Here is a 16,986-nt window from a genome sequence, read left to right on the forward strand (position 1 = left end):
TAATTTTGACCAATTTTATATTTTAATTAGATAACTCGAAACTCTAATTAGTACAGCTTTTCGAACACCCAGCTCCACCTAACTGTTTTGCTTTACAGCCAAATTTTGAGACGGAAGTTTTACTGCTTTCGAATAACTAGATAGATCTTTCACCCATATATTCATATCTTCCAACTTATCGAAAATGTAGCAATTATTCGCCAGTCTTCCTGTATACGTATAGCCTAATTGATGAAAGGCAGCATTCATTCCGAAAGAAAGCGATCGAGCAATTGTATAGGAGCAGAAAATAGATCTTTCTCGAAGCTCTTCCTCTAATTTAATTAATAAACTTTTCATAAATCCATGTTTACGATATTCAGGTAAAGTAGCACAATTCGTTAATTCTGCATTCCCTTCCTTTATGTTCATTTCTGCAGATGCTGTACTAATAATTTTCCCCTCAAATTCATACACGTAGTAAATTGTATCGTCTTCTTTCATCGTCTGTAATACATAACTCGCTTCATTTAAAGGTGTCGGATACACTTCAAATACTTTTCCGAAGACAGTTGCTAATTCTTCTGCATCTTCTTCAGTCGCTTTTCTCAGCAAAAATTTCTCTGGAACTACTTTTTCTTTTATTTCTTTTCCTTTTACACCGCTTAATATAGTATCTTCCTCAGTCCAATGCATACTATTTCGTCTTTCATCATTATTATATTTCACAAAAAAGTATGCATCGTGTCCTTGAAAATAATGAGGTATCGTTGCTTCCAACAAAAAACCGAAAGAGAGCCATGTTGAAACATGCTCTCCCTTTCCTTTAATAATACATTTAGTGAAAGAATGTTTCTCTGCTAGTTCGTCAATTGTCTGTATAATACTTTCAACATTTCCTTTATAGTGATCTACCCGGATACGTTTATTAAAATAATCTAAAACGCCTTCTACTGTATAACAATTCGTCTGTTCTCTAAAAGATTCATAGTATTTCATTTTTTCACCTCACACCAATCTAGTAATGTACATGCAATAATTTTTGCGGCAGCTATCATTTTATCAACTTCTATATATTCGTTTGGATAGTGTGCTACTTTCGTCTCTCCTGGACCAAATACTATTATTGGTACGTTTGCAATTTGTGTAAATAAACCTCCATCAGTCCCCCACGGAGATGCTTCAATAATTGGTTCGTTCCCTTCGATTTCAACAAAGTTATGATGAAGTGTTGTAATGAGTTCATGATTTTCTTCTAATTCACCAGGAACCCATCTCGCTCCAAACCATTCTACTTCTACCGGATTTTCAACAAACCAATTGTCCACATCATTTAATTCAGCAATCCAATTCTCAAACTCTTCTTTTGCCGCCTCTATAGTCTCATTCGGCGCAACACCGCATCTTCCTTCTAAAATTAATTCATCGGGAACAGAACTTGGCCAACTCCCTCCTTCAATTTTGCCAATGTTAATTGGAATTGGAATTGGAATTCCTTTAAATAACGGATCTGTAATTCGACTATTTCTTTTCTCCTCTAGCTTTCTTACATGTTCTATAACAAACATGCTTTTTTCAATTGCACTAACCCCTTCATAGCGCGTTCCACCGTGTGCAGCTTTCCCTTTTACACGTAGACGAAACCACATGGAACCTTGTTGTTTCGGGAAAAACTTCATATTAGTAGGCTCTGGAATAATGACACCATCTGCTTTATATCCTCGTAATATAGTTGCTAATGTCCCTGCTCCGCCACTTTCCTCTTCTATTACACTTTGAAAATAGATGTCTCCTTTTAATTCAATACTAGATTCAATGATCGCTTCCATCGCAAGCATAAGTGCGACATTTCCGCCCTTCATATCCGTCGTTCCACGGCCATATATACGATTCCCTATTTTCTCACCGCTATAAGGGTGATGTTCCCACTGATTCACATCCCCTTCTGGAACTACATCAATATGCCCATTTAATATCATAGATTTCCCGTCGCCACTTCCTTTTAAAGTTGCTACAATATTTGGGCTATCTGAAAAACTTGTACGGGGTGATACAAAATAAGGATGATCTTTCATTTTAGAAAAGGAGGGCTCCCATATATCGAGATCTAAACCTAATTCACGTAATTTTTCAATCACAATTGCCTGCGCACCGCTTTCATCACCAGATACGCTCTTTTCTTGAATTAATCGTTTTAAAAATTTCACACTTTCCTCTTCATGGCTCTCAATATAATCACAAACTTGCTTTTTTAATTGCTCCATATATTACATCTCCCTTCATTCAATTACTAGTAAGTTAGAACTAATTTGAAAATCAGCTTCTGTATGTCGTTTTACATCTTCTACTGTGTATGGGCTCATTAATTCTTGTAATATAAGTCCACTCGGAGTTACCTCCATGACTGCCATATCAGTAATAATTAAATCTACACATTTCTTTGAAGTTAATGGCAATGTACACTCTGAAACAATTTTTGCATTTCCGTACTTATCAACATGATTCATCACAACAACGACCCGCTTCGCTTTTTGTGCTAAATCCATTGCTCCACCAATACCTGGAACACGTTTTCCAGGTACAATCCAGTTTGCTAAATCGCCATTTTCACTTACTTGTAATGAACCAAGGATCGTTATGTCTAGCAAACCTTTTCGAATCATCCCAAACGCTGTGCAGCTATCGAAATAACTCGCTCCTGTTATAAGAGAAGTTGGTAAACCTGCTGCATTACACAAATTTTCGTCTTCATTCCCTTTACTTGGCGTTGGTCCCATGCCCACGATTCCATTTTCCGCATGAAACATAACATTTATATCGTCAGGCAAATGATTTGGTACAAGCGATGGTATGCCAATACCTAAATTTACAATCATACCATTTTGTATTTCTTTCGCCGCACGCCTAGCAATCTTATCCCTCACTTCTACGCCCATACCCATTTCCAGTTCACTCCTTCCGACGGTACAATATAATTTACGAAAACACCTGGAACGACAATTTCCTCTGGATCTAAACTTCCAAGCGGGACTATTTCTTCCGCTTCTACAATTGTTATATCCCCAGCCATCGCTACGTGAGGATTCATATTTCGTGCACTTTTGTCAAATACAAGGTTACCAAACGGATCTGCCTTTTTTGCATATACAATTGAAACTTCAGCAGTTAATGCTGTTTCAACTAAGTAGGTCTTACCATTCATTTCAACTGTTCGTTTTCCCTCTTCCACAATCGTATCAACACCAACATCAACTAAAACACCACCAAGACCAACGCCACCAGCGCGAATGCGCTCTGCTAATGTTCCCTGCGGAGAAAACTCAATTTGTAATCTTCCCTCGTTTAGTTGCCTTCCTGCATTTGGATTGGAGCCAATGTGAGAAGTAATTAGTGATTTAACTCTTTCATTTGTAACAAGACGACCGATACCTACATCAGGAAATCCAGTGTCATTTCCAATCAAATTTAAATTTGTAACGCCTTTTTCTAAAATTGCCTGTATTAAAGATGGAGGGGATCCAATCCCTCCAAATCCCCCAAACATTAATGTCATATCATCATGGAACAAAGAAATTACTTCCTCAATTTCTTTTAATTTACCGAATGTATTTGTAATAGTTGTCATGCGATACTATGCCCTCCTTTTTGCATCATCTCTTCCACACTTTTAGAGAAAATTGAAAGTAATTCATCTAACTCGGAATATGTAGTTGTCATTGGCGGTGCTACAAGCAGCGCACTATCTTCTTTTCCTGCTTGCCCTGAAACTGCTTGATATAAAAGCAGGCCGTTTTTAGCTGCAACTGAAATAAGCTCCGACGCTTTTGTAAACGGTTGCAATTCTACTCCGATTAGCAACCCTTTTCCGCGCACATCAGCAATGATTGTCGATTGTTGCTGAACTTTCTGTAAGCCTTTTATTAAATACTCTCCCTTTTCTGCTGTTTTTTCAGGAAGATTATGTTTCTCCATATATTCAATAACAGCTAAAGCCGTTGCTGCAGACAATGGATTTGCACTTAACGTATGACCGCTCATTACTGAACGTGATCCACGTAATATTGGTTCCATAACACGATCACTTACAACTGTCGCTGCCATCGGTGTATATCCCGCTCCTAACCCTTTACCAAGTGTCATAATATCCGGTTCTACGCCCCAATGCTCCATCGCAAACCATGCTCCAGTACGACCAAGCCCAGTCATTACTTCATCCGCAATAAATAAAATATCGTAATGATTACAAATATCTTTAATGACTTTATAATAGTCTTTCGGCGGAACAACCGCGCCTCCAGCTGCTCCGATAATCGGCTCAGCAATAAAAGCAGCAATATGCTCTGCACCAATTCTTTCAATTGATCTTTCTAGTTCAGTCGCACATGCCAGCTGACAAGTTGGATATACCTTTTGAACAGGACATCTGAAACAATATGGAGCTGGTATAGTCGGATAATCTTCCAAAATAGATACGAAACGTTGTCTACGTAGTGGATGCCCAGACATTGATAAAGCACCCATCGTAATACCGTGATAACTCATCCATCTTGATAAAATTTTATGTTTCCCTTGAATACCTCGCTCTTGAAAATGCTGAATTGCAATTTTCATAGCTGTTTCATTCGCTTCCGTACCACTATTTACAAAAAAACTCCAGTTCAAATCTCCTACACTTAAATCACTTAACTTCTTCGCTAATTTTTCAGCTGGTTCACTCGTAAACTGTGATCTATAAACGAAAGCAATCTCCTCAGCTTGCTTTTTAATAACGTCTGCAATCTCCTTTACGCCATGCCCAATACCTGCCGTAATTGCTCCTGACGAACCATCAAAATATTTATTGCCATTTTGATCATACAAATAAACACCTTTTCCATGTGAAATCATTGGATACGGCTGACCAACAAGTGGTTTAATTAAGTAATCGCGCATAGCGCTCCCCCATTTCTCCAATTTGTATATATATATGAAGAAAATTGACGTTTCTTTCATAAAAAAGAATCCTCTGCAAAAGCAGTGAATTTATCAAAAAACTATTATAAAATATACAAATGAGTGCTTAAAAAATTTTATAAAACAGAAAATTCAGAACTAAAAAACCGAAGACCAACCCTTTTCTATACGCCCAAATGACCCTCCTTTTTATATGAAATGACTGCATCACCAAATGTTTTTATAGCATAATGCCAGCTGTCCTTAAATACCGACATTCTGTACACTTCGACGGAACTCCCGTTAAACTCCTTCCTATTATCCTACTTTAAATTGCATATTTTAAAACAAATTTCGACACCCACCTTACTAATCAATTCAGATTCCTATTCATTATGTAAACTTTTCATTTTTAAACTATAAAAAAAGAACCGATTAACCACACTAATCAGTTCGTCATGACGCTCTCTTATGGGTTAATACTGTCAATTGCTAAAATAAATAGAAAAATGAAGTTTACAAATTCATCCTACAGTCTATAACACAAAACCTTTTCATAACTTCATTCACAATTACTATCGGGATATCCCTATCCCGAAGTGGCACTCCTTTCCTCAGATTCAAAGTATCTTTCCTTTATAATTTATGTAGGACAATTATCACTTTGTATGTGTATTTGCCTATAATTAAAAAAATCCCTAGTTTTCTAGCGATTTTTGGACATGTATTCAATATGTTAATTGAAATGCACTTTCAATTTGGCATTTATTTTACTTTCGTACAGTCATATGTACTGCTTTACTCTGTGAAATTCTCGTAAGCACCAGCACCTCTTTATGAAAACATATTTGTTGTCACTTTTTAATTTTCCCTTTATAAAATCATTTTTTTTGCATAACCGCTTTCTTGCTTCGCATATAGTTTTAATGATGACAAAGGAGGAATGTTCATGTCTCAATCTGAAATCGAAAAATATGGACAAGAAGTTACGCAATACGAACAGCTCGCACGTTACTATCAGTTTCGTAACCCTAAAAAATATATAGAATTATATATGAAATATTACGATGCACTATCAAAACTTGTACAGACGTATGAAACAAGAGACTCACAAGAAGCTGCTTTACCATCACATATAAGAATTTTTCATGCCGATCCAAATATACCGGCGGTTGACATTTTAGTAAACGGACAAAAGGTTATTAAAAATATTTCATTTAAGCAATTCAGCCCTTATTTATCATTAGTGCAAGGTAAATACCGTATAGATATTGTTCCTGTCGGAAATGAAACTCCAATCTTTTCAGCGTTGGTACCAATAATGGGAAATCATACTTATACTCTTGCTGCAATAAATAGTGATAATCACCTACAATTACAACCTATACTTGATAATACACATTTACCAGCTGGTCAAGCAAAAATACGCTTTGCACATTTCTCTCCAGATACCCCTGTTGTAAATGTAGATTTAAAAGATGGAGATCATTTATTTGAAAATGTACTCTTTAAACAAATAACCGATTTTTTGCAAGTTAGCCCTGGTACAGCAGATATTGAAATTTCACTCGCAGATAATAAAAACGTTTTATTGACTATACCGAAATTCAATGTTGAACCAAATGTTATTTATACAATTTCAATAGTAGGTTATTCAACTAAAGATCCTAAATTAGAAGCCGTTATACTCACAAATTAAAACAGTCTACACCATTCATTTGGTGTAGACTGTTTATTTTTGAAATGCAATTTGAAATTCTGTCCAATCGTTATCTGATCGACACATAATGGATCCATTATGTTTTTCCACAATTTGTTTACATACAAATAATCCAATACCAGTCCCTAACTTTTTAGTAGTTACAAATGGTTCAAAAATCGTTTCTACATTTTCAGCTGGAATCATTGGTCCATTATTTTTTATCACAATTCGAATAGCTTGATCTTCTTCAAATACATCAATGATAATTTTTCGTTCTTCTTTCATTGATTCAAGAGCATCAATTGAATTCATTAATATGTTTAAAAATACTTGTCTCACTTCACTTCGATAACCAACAAGCGGAATTGGATACGGTAAATTCTTTTCAATCAAAACATTCGCATTGACCAAACTCGGATATAAAAATTGTATAATGTCTTGAAACAAGTCATTAAGCCAAAACCGTTCCGATTCATTCCACATTTCTTTTTTTGATACGAGTAAAAATTGCGAAATACGAAAATTTAATTGATCTAATTCATGCGAAATAATATCTAAATACGATAAACTCGGATGATCTGCCTTTAATAATTTGACAAACCCCATAATGGAAGTAAGCGGATTACGAAATTCATGTACAAAACTAGCTGACATTTGTCCTAAAATCGTCAGTCTTTCTTTATGTGTTTCGTTAATATATTGCTGTTTTTCCTCTAAATTCTTCGATATAATTTCCGAGTATTTTAAAACGGTATAATAAATTAATTTGTCAAAACAAGTATGTATTTTTGCCATAATTGGTTTCAATTCACGAGCACTAACATCTAATTCACACATCGCTTCGAAAAGTTCATTTCTTCCCACGTTTGCGTTATAAACAAAATCTCCAATATTCGCATCTGCTCCAGCACGTTCAATAGCAATTTTCTCACATAACGGTTGAAGATAATTTATATCTTTATCTTCCATAGTAAGTTCGATAATTAACTCTAGTAAATCCTCTCCATTTTGAACTACTTCTAGTTTAAATGGATCTTTTTCGGAAATTATCATTTTGTTTTTCCAGTTCTCTACGAATTGGTGCCTATTGTTTTTCAAGTGTGAACAAAATATTTCTTTAATATCCTTATCGATTGGAAAAACCTCCATTCCCTCCATTTCCATACGACGAATACCCTTTATATTTTGAATATTAACACAAAAAATACGATTCGTTAATAGATTTTTGTCACATTTTGTTAATTTCTGTTGATAAAATTATTTTTTCTTTCTTATTTAACTAATTGTATGCAAATCCCCTTTTTCCTTCACATATTTTCATTATTTCCGTAATCAAAACGACTTTTTTGCATCATTTTTAATTCTTGCGTACAATAGAAAATGAAAGGTGTGAAAAATATGGTAAATAAAAATGTGGAAGATTATCTCCAAGAAGGCATTTACGGCCAAAAGCAAAACAAACCAGAAGAACGTAATATGTATTTAACTACATTACGTGAGCGTGTGGAAATCGCTTTAACGATCGGTCAAGTAATGCAAAGTAATGTATACTCTGAAGTGGCGGGTAGCATGCGCCCTTCTCAATCATTACAACTCCTCCTAAATGGTGGCATTGCTTACCCACATTTATCAAAATACATTAAATTAGCAAACGAAAAAAATGTTCCTTTTACAATTGTTCAAAATAAAGATACAAAAACACCCATCGGTTTAGTATTAACTCATGCTACTGCTATAGATAAAGAACAAATTTATGTAGAAGATACTATTTTCAAACAAGAAATGAAGTAAAAGTTACACTTAATTAAATAGTTACTAGCAGCGTAAAAAACGAGTATGGAATCGTAAACATTTCCTACTCGTTTTTTAGTGCAAGTTTTAAGTTTTTCTATTTTATTTTTTAATACATACTAATTTCATTTCTGTCATTTCTTCTATTGCATATTTAATTCCTTCACGCCCCGTACCACTTTCTTTCACACCACCATAAGGCATATGATCTACTCTGAACGTTGGGATATCATTAATCATGACACCACCAACCTCTAGCTCATCAATTGCACGCATTGCTTTAAATAAATTATTTGTGAATACACCTGCCTGTAAGCCGTAACGCGAATTATTTACTTGTTCAATCGCTTCATCAAATTCTTTAAATGTATTTACTGTCATGAGTGGACCGAATACTTCTTGGCACTGCACAGATACATGATCTGGAACATTTGTTAATACAGTCGGTTCAAAAATTCTTGCATCCCGCTTCTTACCACCGCATAAAACAGTTGCTCCTTCCTTAATTGCTTCTTGAACCCACATATCAATTCGCTCTACATCTCTTTTTGAAATTAAAGCTGATACATCCGTTTCCTCAAGCAGTGGATCACCAACAACAACTGATTCCATCGCTTTCTTTAGCTTCGAAAGAAATTCATGCATTTTCGTTTCATGTACAAAAACACGTTGTACTGAAATACAAACTTGCCCATTATTAACAAATGCTCCCCATTTTACACGTTCAATTATTTCATCTGTTAACTCTACATCTTCATCAATGATAACAGCAGCATTTGAGCCTAGTTCTAACGTAACTCGTTTTAGCCCAGCCTTTTGTTTTATTCCGATTCCAACTTTTGGACTTCCGGTAAAAGTAATAGAAGCAACGTAATCATTTTTGACGATTGCCTCACCAACCGTGGAGCCAGGACCAGAAATGATATTTAAAGCTCCATTTGGCAATCCTGCCTCTTCAAATAACTCAACTAATGCATAAGATGATAATGGCGTTTGATCAGCTGGCTTTAATACAACTGTATTTCCGGCAGCGATTGCTGGTCCAACTTTATGCGCTACTAAATTTAATGGGAAATTAAATGGTGTAATAGCCCCTATAACCCCAATCGGCTTTCGGATTGTATATGCAATACGCCCATCTGCACCAGGTGCGGCGTCTAATGGCAATGTCTCACCATATATACGCTTCGCTTCTTCAGCTGCAAATTTGTATGTTTGAACAGTACGATCTACTTCTCCCCTTGCAGCACGTATTGGTTTTGCAGCTTCTTTTGCAATAATCTCTGCAAATTCTTCTCTTCTTTCATCCATTTTTTGTGCAACTTTCTCTAAAATAGTCGCACGATCATATGCAGATAATGTATTCATTTTTGTCATTGCATTTTTTGCAGCGGTAACAGCCTCTTTTACATCTTCTTCCGTGCCTTGTGCAATTTCCGCTAATGTTTCTTCAGAATATGGTGCATATAATGGTTTATACGTGTTTACAGATTTCCAATCTCCATTTATATATAAATGCTTTTTCATACTTCTTCTCCTTCCAAATATATGTATACAACAATACTTCACCTAGTGAAAGGTTTGACTTATGTCATTGTATCATAGCTCCTATCCCTCAAAAAACATTATGCTCAAAAAAACTCTGCTATATAGCAGAGTTTACGAGCTAATTTGCTCTTGTAACGAAATTTGTTTTTCATCTTCTAAAATAACAATCGATTCTACTATCTTTGTAACTTCTAATCTTTTTATATAATGTCCATCTAATTCTTTCACACAAAACTTATAATTTTCAATTTCAATGGAATCCTCTTCAGCAATCTCTATATTCTTCGTTAAAATCCAACCACCGATTGTATCAACACCATCATCATCAATCCCTAAACCAAATAACATATTCACTTCACTAACAAGTACTTTTCCCTCTAGTATCGTCTTCGTTTCACTAACCTTTTGAATTTCTGGCTGCTCATCCGTATCAAACTCATCCTGAATATCTCCAACAATTTCTTCCAGAATATCTTCAACAGTAACAAGTCCAGATGTTCCACCATATTCATCTATCAATATAGCAATATGTGTTCTTTCTTTTTGCATTTTTAAAAACAAATCATGAATTGGAATAGAATCGATAACTAAAATAATTGGTCTCATATATTGCTCTACTGTCTTCTTATTAACAGCTTTATGTTGTACAAATTCAGTAAAAATATCTTTAAAATTCACAAAACCTATTACGTGGTCTTTGTCGCCATCAACAACTGGATACCTTGTATATTTTTCACGAGACATTTTTTGCAAAGCTTCTTCAGCAGGCATCTCTTTACTTATAATATTCATTTCAGTTCGAGGTACCATTATTTCTTTTGCAATGCGATCATCAAATTCAAAAATTTTATTCACATATTTATATTCAGATTGATTAATCTCACCATTTTTATAACTTTCTGAAACTAACAACCGTAATTCTTCTTCTGAATGAACCTCATCATGTCCCTTCGGCGGTTTCAGCCCTAGCAGCTTCGTAATGATTCGAGCTGAACCATTTAATAGCCAAATGAATGGGAATGCAATACGATAAAAGAAAATTAACGGCTTAGAAACAAGTAAACTCACTTGTTCAGATTTTTGAATTGCAAATGTTTTTGGGGCCAATTCACCTATTACAACATGTAAAAAAGTAATTAACAAAAACACTAAAATTACAGCAAAAATGTCTGCTAGTTGAGTAGAGATATTCCAATTTGCAAAAAGCGTATCAAATATTTGCTTTAACGCAGGTTTACCAAACCACCCAATTCCTAAAGCTGTAACAGTAATTCCCAGCTGACAAGCAGATAAATATTCGTCTAAGTTTGTAATGACTGTTTTGACCGATGTTGCACGATTATTTCCTTCTGCAATTAAATAGTCAATTCGTGAACTTCTCACTTTAACAATTGCAAATTCTGCTGCAACGAAAAATGCCGTTAAAGCAATTAAAACAATCACTATACTTATACTATATATGTCCAAATACTTTTCCTTACTTACTTTGTAAGCAAGGAAGCCACCTCCTACTTAATTTTATTCAAGTGAAGTAAGCCTTCTAATACTCTAACAAAATTCTACATTAGCAACCACCTTTTTATATATTATATGCATACATAAAAAAGATATTTATCATTATGATAATCTAATTCATTTACACTCGTCAAATTATTCTAAATGTTACGATAAAACATTTTTATTTAAACGAACTATTCTTCTCAACTCAATTTCGTGAAAAAACACTTTCTTTGCCGATTCCACACTTCTTTTGTCGCACTAGAAGGGAACTTACTTCATAGCTCGAAATCATTCAACAGGATATATATAGGAGGGATTATTTTGGAATATAAAACACCATTTATCGCAAAGAAATTAGGTGTTAGCCCAAAGGCTGTTGTCCGGATCGCACAACAATTAAATCTTACGATAGAGAAAAACAAATATGGCCACTTTATTTTCACACAAGAGGATGTCGATCAAATGTTAGAACACCATCGATTTCAAATAGAGCAATCTCAAAATTCTCAATCTACTCAAAAGGCTTCCTCAAATGAAGTTGAGGAATTAAAAACTCAAGTTAATACAATTGTTCAAAACATATTACCCAATGATTTTGAGCAATTAGCTGATCAATTAAACACTATTACGAGAAGACTTGATCGAATGGAAGAACAAATGCAAGATAAGGCAAATGATGTCGTCACGTACCAACTTTTACAACACCGTCGTGAAATGGAGGAAATGTTAGAGCGAATTCAAAAATTAGAAGCTGCCCTAACGAAAGAAGAACCCATTTATATTACTCCTGATTCAAAACCAACATATGAACGAGAAAAGAAACCGAAGCGCCGCAAAATGATTTTTAGTATATTTGGATTATAATTTTTAGACCCTTATTAAAATAATAAGGGTCTTTTTTAATGAAGAGTTATATCCTATACAAATATTATTCTCTTTATTATACATATTCACTTCGCTTTATTTCGTTAACATAATATTTTTACTGTATTCTGCAATTAATGCCTGTGCATGAGCATTCCCTTGAATCACATCACGAAATTCTTTTAAAGAATACAAATGCGTAACCCCTTTTCGAGCATGAATTCTTACTGGTACACCTTGTAAAGTATCATGAAACTGAAATGGATTATCTATTGGCTCAATTGGAAAACCAAGTGTAAGTAAATACATATACATTCTTTTTGTTACTGCTGCAATGTACCATTCAGCTTTTGTTTCTAACGCATGTATAAATAAAATAGCTGTTAGCCTTTTGAAATGTCCTCTCCCACGAGACGTTTTCGAAATACTTAACTTGCCTATTTCATATACATTCTTCAAATCTTTTACTAAATCATTTTTAGAAAACGGATAGAAAAACTCAGAATTTGATTGTTCAGGTATCGTATACTTAATACATTCTACTGTACCAATAGGATGTTCATCTTCTATTAATAAAAATCGTGATGGATTTAAATTACGTTCTACGAACATTAAGTTTCTTTCTTCACAAAAATCTCCCCATAGTTGCTCGAACCCAAAATGTTCTTCCTTTGTTTGAACACGCTGGAACATATTTAACCGCCTTTCCCATCGTCGCTCTGTTTTTGATAACGCTTTCACTATCTATCATATAAGAACAAATCTTCGTATGCAACTAAAAATATTTATGACTTATTATATTCTGCAAAATGAATTAGATTCCAATTTAATCGACTTTTATCCCGCGCTCACATTCCTTTTAATAACACATTTGTAGCACTTTTCAAATCTAAATTACATTATGTTTCTTTCCATACAGCATATAATTCTTCTTAATCTAAAGAAATCCTTTATGAAAAAGGATTTCTTTTACTTCTTAATGCTTTTTAACCATTTTTCAAAAATTTGTACCATCCCATGTTTTCCAGCTAATTTCTCTTCCCCTTGTTTCGTCTTATATGGATATAACTGCAAGAAAACACCGCATCCAGACTCAATTTTTTTACTGTGCATATGGCTTCCTGGATATACACAAATGACTTCATAAATTGACCTTCGATAATAGACTCGCTTTCCATCCTGTTCTTCTACATACTTTATAGACCAGTACTTATACATTTGCTCAGTTGCTTTCGTATTTCCGACGTGCTGAAAAATATTGTACATTGGACTATACTTCACTTCAATAATAATAGAAGATTTATATACGTATTTCCCATCTTCTTTTACATAACAGTCTAAGCGAATATCTGGCTTCTTCGTATCCTCACCATTGTAAAAATTACTACCTTTACTTAATGCAATAAGAGGATGTGTTTCAATTAAGTCATTAAATGCAACATGCACCTTTATATCATCCCGTTCTAAAACTACTGTCGTTCCATCTTGTAATCCATCTACATAAAAATGTTCTTGTATTTGTTCACGGATAGAGTTTCTAGCTTCAAAACCAATTTGCTCTAAAATTGAAATAACGATAAAAAAAGCGTAATATTCATACACTAAAAACGTTGGCTTATAAACAAATAATAACGATGGAGATTGATCCGTATATTGCGGGAGTACTTCTAAATGATGTAGTAATTGTTGATGTGGTATCGGTAAATCATGTAAGTTCATGTTACTTGTTTCAGTAACTTCCCTCCAAAACGAAGAATGCATTAACATTTGAAAGTATTGTACATTTTCACGCACAATATGCGCCAATATTTTATATTCTTGTATTTTCATTGAGCTCTTTCGTAAATCGGCTTCTTTTAGTAAATGTATATTTTTATATTTTTGCTTCTCTCTATCAGTTACCGATCCATTACGCTCAATTGTTTGTATAATCGTTTTTACGGCTTGAAACTCTTCTGATTTTTTCTTTTTTTCTCTTTCTAAGATTTCAATTGTTTGACGTAAAAAACTTTTTGCTTCAATTAAATAATGATAAAATTGCATCGCTTTATATTTAAGAAATGCATTTTCCTTACTATTTTTTTGTTCCATAAACTTACGATTATAATGTTTGGCATAAGGTTTTCGTTCTGCCACTATAGTTCCTTTTCTTGTTGGCCTTCGCTCTTTTCCTTCCCATTTATATTCATTTATAAATTTTGAGCTTGATTCTATTTTCTTAAAGATTTGCTTTATCATTTTCATTTTTTGGGGTAACTTTCTAAGTAACACTAAATAAGAAGAATCCTCAATATCGCTAAGTGCAGAGAAGGTCTTTTTATAGTAACCTCTATCCAAAATCAACTCATTTAAAATTGACTTCACATAGTCTTGAATCATTTCAAATTGATCATCAAAAAAGTTTTTCGGTACGATTTGAAATGCGCCATAATACGTTGTATCTTCTATACGCACTTCAAAATGGTATAAACCACAGCGCCATGGATAAAAGAATTCTGTTTTCCCATGTTCATATATTAATACTCTTTGTTTTTTTTCATTTATTTCATATTGAGCCTCTTTTATATTTTTCTGTCCCTCATATACTTTATTCCATATAAAAGTAATATTCATTGGAATTTCATAATTGTACTGCAATCTTATTGGTTTTAATTCTTGTACTTTATAAATACATTGAACTAATGCTGTAGTAGATGTACAAAGACGATTTAATAAAATATAATCTCCTTTCCCCTCATTTCCAATGATTAACTTTAATACAAAAGGGAGCGTTTCATTCGTATCAACGATTTTTGTTTCGTAACGCCCTTCATTTTGCATATCCATACAGCTCCAGTTCTCTACGTTTTTCTCGTATATATGCTAAAGAGTGTTCAAATGTAGATACTCTGTTTGCAAGTGCAGATTGCAAAAGAGGTACTAAGGTCGCCCCCCTTTTTGCTTCTTCAGAAAGTAAAGGCCCAACCATCATTTCGGTCCCTCTGATTTTCGTCAATACACGCTGCTTTATTTGTAAATCAAACCCCTCTTCTCTACTGATCATATAGGTATGATTATTTTGGAACGGTATGTTTTGCAAATAAGTCGCAATTGCATTTGCACATCGGAAAGAAATTCCCTTAGACGCGTCATGTGATGACAATACGACATGCAACTTATCTAATAGCTCTAATTCTTCTTCAGAAAACACTTCAATCATCGCTTTATTTCTCATCCAATTTATCCGAAATTCTCCCGCTGTTACTTTCAAAGGTGGATGTAATACGACTTTCCCCTGTTCCATGTCCATCTCACAAAACGGAATTTTCTGTAACGTTATTAGGTTCGTTCGATCTAATAATCGATCAGAGAGCTCTTTTGTTGTTTCATCAAAATTCACAGTACCTACAAATATAATATTTTCTCCAATTTCAATTGTTGATGGAATTGAATTCTCTATGTCCTGTACACCCTCATACAAGTTTAAAATACGATTTTTTGTTTCAAGTTCAAGAACAGATAGAAACGGAGTAAACCAATGCTCAATATGAGACATGTTCATTTCATCAAAAACGATTATATACAGTTGATTTGGATTTTCTTTCGCCTTCATTAACGTCCTAACTAACTTCGTTTCACTTTCAATAAAAGTACCATTTGGATGAAGGTAACCAAGTAAATCATGTGGTTCTTGATACGATGGCGAAATCGGAATCCAAACCAACTCTTCCCCATACTGTAACCCTAATGCTTCTGCATAAGTTTGCACAAACCGTGATTTCCCAACGCCCGGTATACCACCAAGAATCGTTAACATATTTGTTTTTACACTTATATGGAAATTATAAATATCCGTTTCATCCAAATATAACCCTTTATTATGCACCATACTTTGTACATACTGTAAAAAAGACGATTCACGCTCATCCCATTCCCATTCATCTTTTTGTACTTTTATATCCTCTACTTCAACTAGCTTACCTTCTTCATGCATTCGTTTTTTTAATTGCTCATACACATAATCACTTACAAAATATAATTGATCTTCTACCGCTATTTCTACATACTTCGTCCAGTCACTGCAGTTTATATATTTACACTCACGTTTCTGTTCAAAATAGGCGATTGAGCTAATTGATGACTTTAGGGATATGTTTCCGTAAAGTCTTCCATCGTGCCACAATAATTCGGGAGGCTCAAAGTCTTTCGGAAATTTTGGCATAAGAAATGATAAATAACCGTTGCTAAGTTTTCGTTCTAAAGATTCTCTTTTTTTATTATTTGTAACTTTAGGTGCCGGAATCATTTTATAGCTGCTTGCTATTTCTTTCGGTTCTTCTGTACATATTAACTCCACGTATACATTTCCTCTTTCATAATAAAGACGAAACATTACTAGTTGCTTTTCTAATTTCCTCTTCTTTAATTCCGAAAAGATTTTTTCATTCTTTTTATTGCTACATAACCCTTCAAATACATATGGTTCATTTGTAAATTGTTCCTGTAAAGTGAATGGTATTGGCGATAAGCATTGTACAAAGAAATTCTCTCCACTCTTCTCTTTCTCAGCTTTTGTAAATTTCCCTAAAAATCTCATATAGTACATTCGTTTTATAAAACTTGGCTGAAGAGCTTTATGTAATTTCACCTTAGTCACCTTCTTTTTTCATACTATTCTTAGTGTATGAAAG

Annotated in this window: 14 protein-coding genes; 3 read left to right on the plus strand and 11 right to left on the minus strand. The window is 34.1% G+C overall.

Going from position 1 to position 16,986, the window contains the following annotated elements; genetic code table 11:
* Positions 1-78: 78 nt before the first annotated feature.
* Genes ablB through ACK1U5_RS07300 form a run of 5 tightly spaced genes read right to left on the minus strand, consistent with a single transcriptional unit; the run spans position 79 to position 4,911 of the window.
* Positions 79-978 (minus strand): putative beta-lysine N-acetyltransferase, encoded by a 900-nt coding sequence (gene ablB / locus ACK1U5_RS07280; protein ID WP_069604895.1) that lies wholly within the window; start codon positions 976-978, stop codon positions 79-81.
* A complete protein-coding gene (locus ACK1U5_RS07285) occupies positions 975-2,243 on the minus strand; it encodes a peptidase (RefSeq protein ID WP_069604896.1) in 1,269 nt (422 codons plus the stop codon). The genes ablB and ACK1U5_RS07285 overlap by 4 nt, the downstream gene beginning before the upstream one ends.
* Positions 2,244-2,258: 15 nt before the next feature.
* Positions 2,259-2,921, minus strand: coding sequence for a CoA transferase subunit B (locus ACK1U5_RS07290; RefSeq protein ID WP_000525278.1), 663 nt, complete (start codon positions 2,919-2,921; stop codon positions 2,259-2,261).
* A complete protein-coding gene (gene atoD / locus ACK1U5_RS07295) occupies positions 2,906-3,604 on the minus strand; it encodes an acetate CoA-transferase subunit alpha (protein ID WP_000208107.1) in 699 nt (232 codons plus the stop codon). Before atoD ends, ACK1U5_RS07290 begins: the two co-directional genes overlap by 16 nt.
* Positions 3,601-4,911, minus strand: coding sequence for an aspartate aminotransferase family protein (locus ACK1U5_RS07300; RefSeq protein ID WP_001205879.1), 1,311 nt, complete (start codon positions 4,909-4,911; stop codon positions 3,601-3,603). Before ACK1U5_RS07300 ends, atoD begins: the two co-directional genes overlap by 4 nt.
* 949 nt (positions 4,912-5,860) lie before the next feature.
* Here ACK1U5_RS07300 and ACK1U5_RS07305 point away from each other — a divergent pair.
* Positions 5,861-6,610 (plus strand): DUF4397 domain-containing protein, encoded by a 750-nt coding sequence (locus tag ACK1U5_RS07305; protein WP_069604897.1) that lies wholly within the window; start codon positions 5,861-5,863, stop codon positions 6,608-6,610.
* 33 nt (positions 6,611-6,643) lie between these two features.
* On the opposite strand, the gene ACK1U5_RS07310 is transcribed toward ACK1U5_RS07305, so the two are convergent.
* Positions 6,644-7,777, minus strand: coding sequence for a BA2291 family sporulation histidine kinase (locus ACK1U5_RS07310; RefSeq protein ID WP_000425086.1), 1,134 nt, complete (start codon positions 7,775-7,777; stop codon positions 6,644-6,646).
* Positions 7,778-8,011: 234 nt separating this feature from the next.
* Here ACK1U5_RS07310 and ACK1U5_RS07315 point away from each other — a divergent pair, with 234 nt between their 5' ends.
* Positions 8,012-8,404 carry a YueI family protein gene (locus ACK1U5_RS07315; RefSeq protein ID WP_061139333.1) on the plus strand — a complete coding sequence of 131 codons (393 nt, stop codon included), beginning with the start codon at positions 8,012-8,014 and terminating at the stop codon, positions 8,402-8,404.
* 102 nt (positions 8,405-8,506) lie between these two features.
* Here the strand turns inward: ACK1U5_RS07315 and ACK1U5_RS07320 are convergent, their stop codons facing one another.
* Complete coding sequence (locus ACK1U5_RS07320; RefSeq protein ID WP_000716459.1) at positions 8,507-9,931, minus strand: aldehyde dehydrogenase family protein; 1,425 nt, start codon at positions 9,929-9,931, stop codon at positions 8,507-8,509.
* A 132-nt stretch (positions 9,932-10,063) separates the two neighbouring features.
* A complete protein-coding gene (locus tag ACK1U5_RS07325; protein WP_061139334.1) occupies positions 10,064-11,419 on the minus strand; it encodes a hemolysin family protein in 1,356 nt (451 codons plus the stop codon).
* 354 nt (positions 11,420-11,773) lie between these two features.
* On the opposite strand from ACK1U5_RS07325, the gene racA reads away from it, so the two are divergent.
* Positions 11,774-12,316, plus strand: a complete 543-nt coding sequence (gene racA, locus ACK1U5_RS07330; protein ID WP_000456021.1) for a chromosome-anchoring protein RacA — start codon at positions 11,774-11,776, stop codon at positions 12,314-12,316.
* Positions 12,317-12,412: 96 nt separating this feature from the next.
* Here racA and ACK1U5_RS07335 read toward each other — a convergent pair whose 3' ends face one another.
* The 3 genes from ACK1U5_RS07335 to ACK1U5_RS07345 all read right to left on the minus strand — a co-directional run bounded on the left by ACK1U5_RS07335 (position 12,413) and on the right by ACK1U5_RS07345 (position 16,943).
* Positions 12,413-13,009 carry a hypothetical protein gene (locus ACK1U5_RS07335; protein ID WP_000487794.1) on the minus strand — a complete coding sequence of 199 codons (597 nt, stop codon included), beginning with the start codon at positions 13,007-13,009 and terminating at the stop codon, positions 12,413-12,415.
* A gap of 276 nt (positions 13,010-13,285) precedes the next feature.
* Positions 13,286-15,136, minus strand: coding sequence for a hypothetical protein (locus ACK1U5_RS07340; RefSeq protein WP_001178734.1), 1,851 nt, complete (start codon positions 15,134-15,136; stop codon positions 13,286-13,288).
* Positions 15,126-16,943, minus strand: a complete 1,818-nt coding sequence (locus ACK1U5_RS07345) for an AAA family ATPase (RefSeq protein ID WP_000766197.1) — start codon at positions 16,941-16,943, stop codon at positions 15,126-15,128. Before ACK1U5_RS07345 ends, ACK1U5_RS07340 begins: the two co-directional genes overlap by 11 nt.
* Positions 16,944-16,986: the final 43 nt, after the last annotated feature.

The organism is Bacillus sp. XB1 (assembly GCF_053557995.1).

Bases quoted from the DNA above. Each gene is read 5' to 3' on its own strand.
- ablB (WP_069604895.1), bottom strand. From the start codon at position 978: ATGAAATACTATGAATCTTTTAGAGAACAGACGAATTGTTATACAGTA.
- ACK1U5_RS07340 (WP_001178734.1), bottom strand. From the start codon at position 15,136: ATGCAAAATGAAGGGCGTTACGAAACAAAAATCGTTGATACGAATGAA.
- ACK1U5_RS07315 (WP_061139333.1), top strand. From the start codon at position 8,012: ATGGTAAATAAAAATGTGGAAGATTATCTCCAAGAAGGCATTTACGGC.
- ACK1U5_RS07320 (WP_000716459.1), bottom strand. From the start codon at position 9,931: ATGAAAAAGCATTTATATATAAATGGAGATTGGAAATCTGTAAACACG.
- ACK1U5_RS07305 (WP_069604897.1), top strand. From the start codon at position 5,861: ATGTCTCAATCTGAAATCGAAAAATATGGACAAGAAGTTACGCAATAC.
- ACK1U5_RS07290 (WP_000525278.1), bottom strand. From the start codon at position 2,921: ATGGGTATGGGCGTAGAAGTGAGGGATAAGATTGCTAGGCGTGCGGCG.
- ACK1U5_RS07310 (WP_000425086.1), bottom strand. From the start codon at position 7,777: ATGGAAATGGAGGGAATGGAGGTTTTTCCAATCGATAAGGATATTAAA.
- ACK1U5_RS07285 (WP_069604896.1), bottom strand. From the start codon at position 2,243: ATGGAGCAATTAAAAAAGCAAGTTTGTGATTATATTGAGAGCCATGAA.
- atoD (WP_000208107.1), bottom strand. From the start codon at position 3,604: ATGACAACTATTACAAATACATTCGGTAAATTAAAAGAAATTGAGGAA.
- ACK1U5_RS07335 (WP_000487794.1), bottom strand. From the start codon at position 13,009: ATGTTCCAGCGTGTTCAAACAAAGGAAGAACATTTTGGGTTCGAGCAA.
- ACK1U5_RS07300 (WP_001205879.1), bottom strand. From the start codon at position 4,911: ATGCGCGATTACTTAATTAAACCACTTGTTGGTCAGCCGTATCCAATG.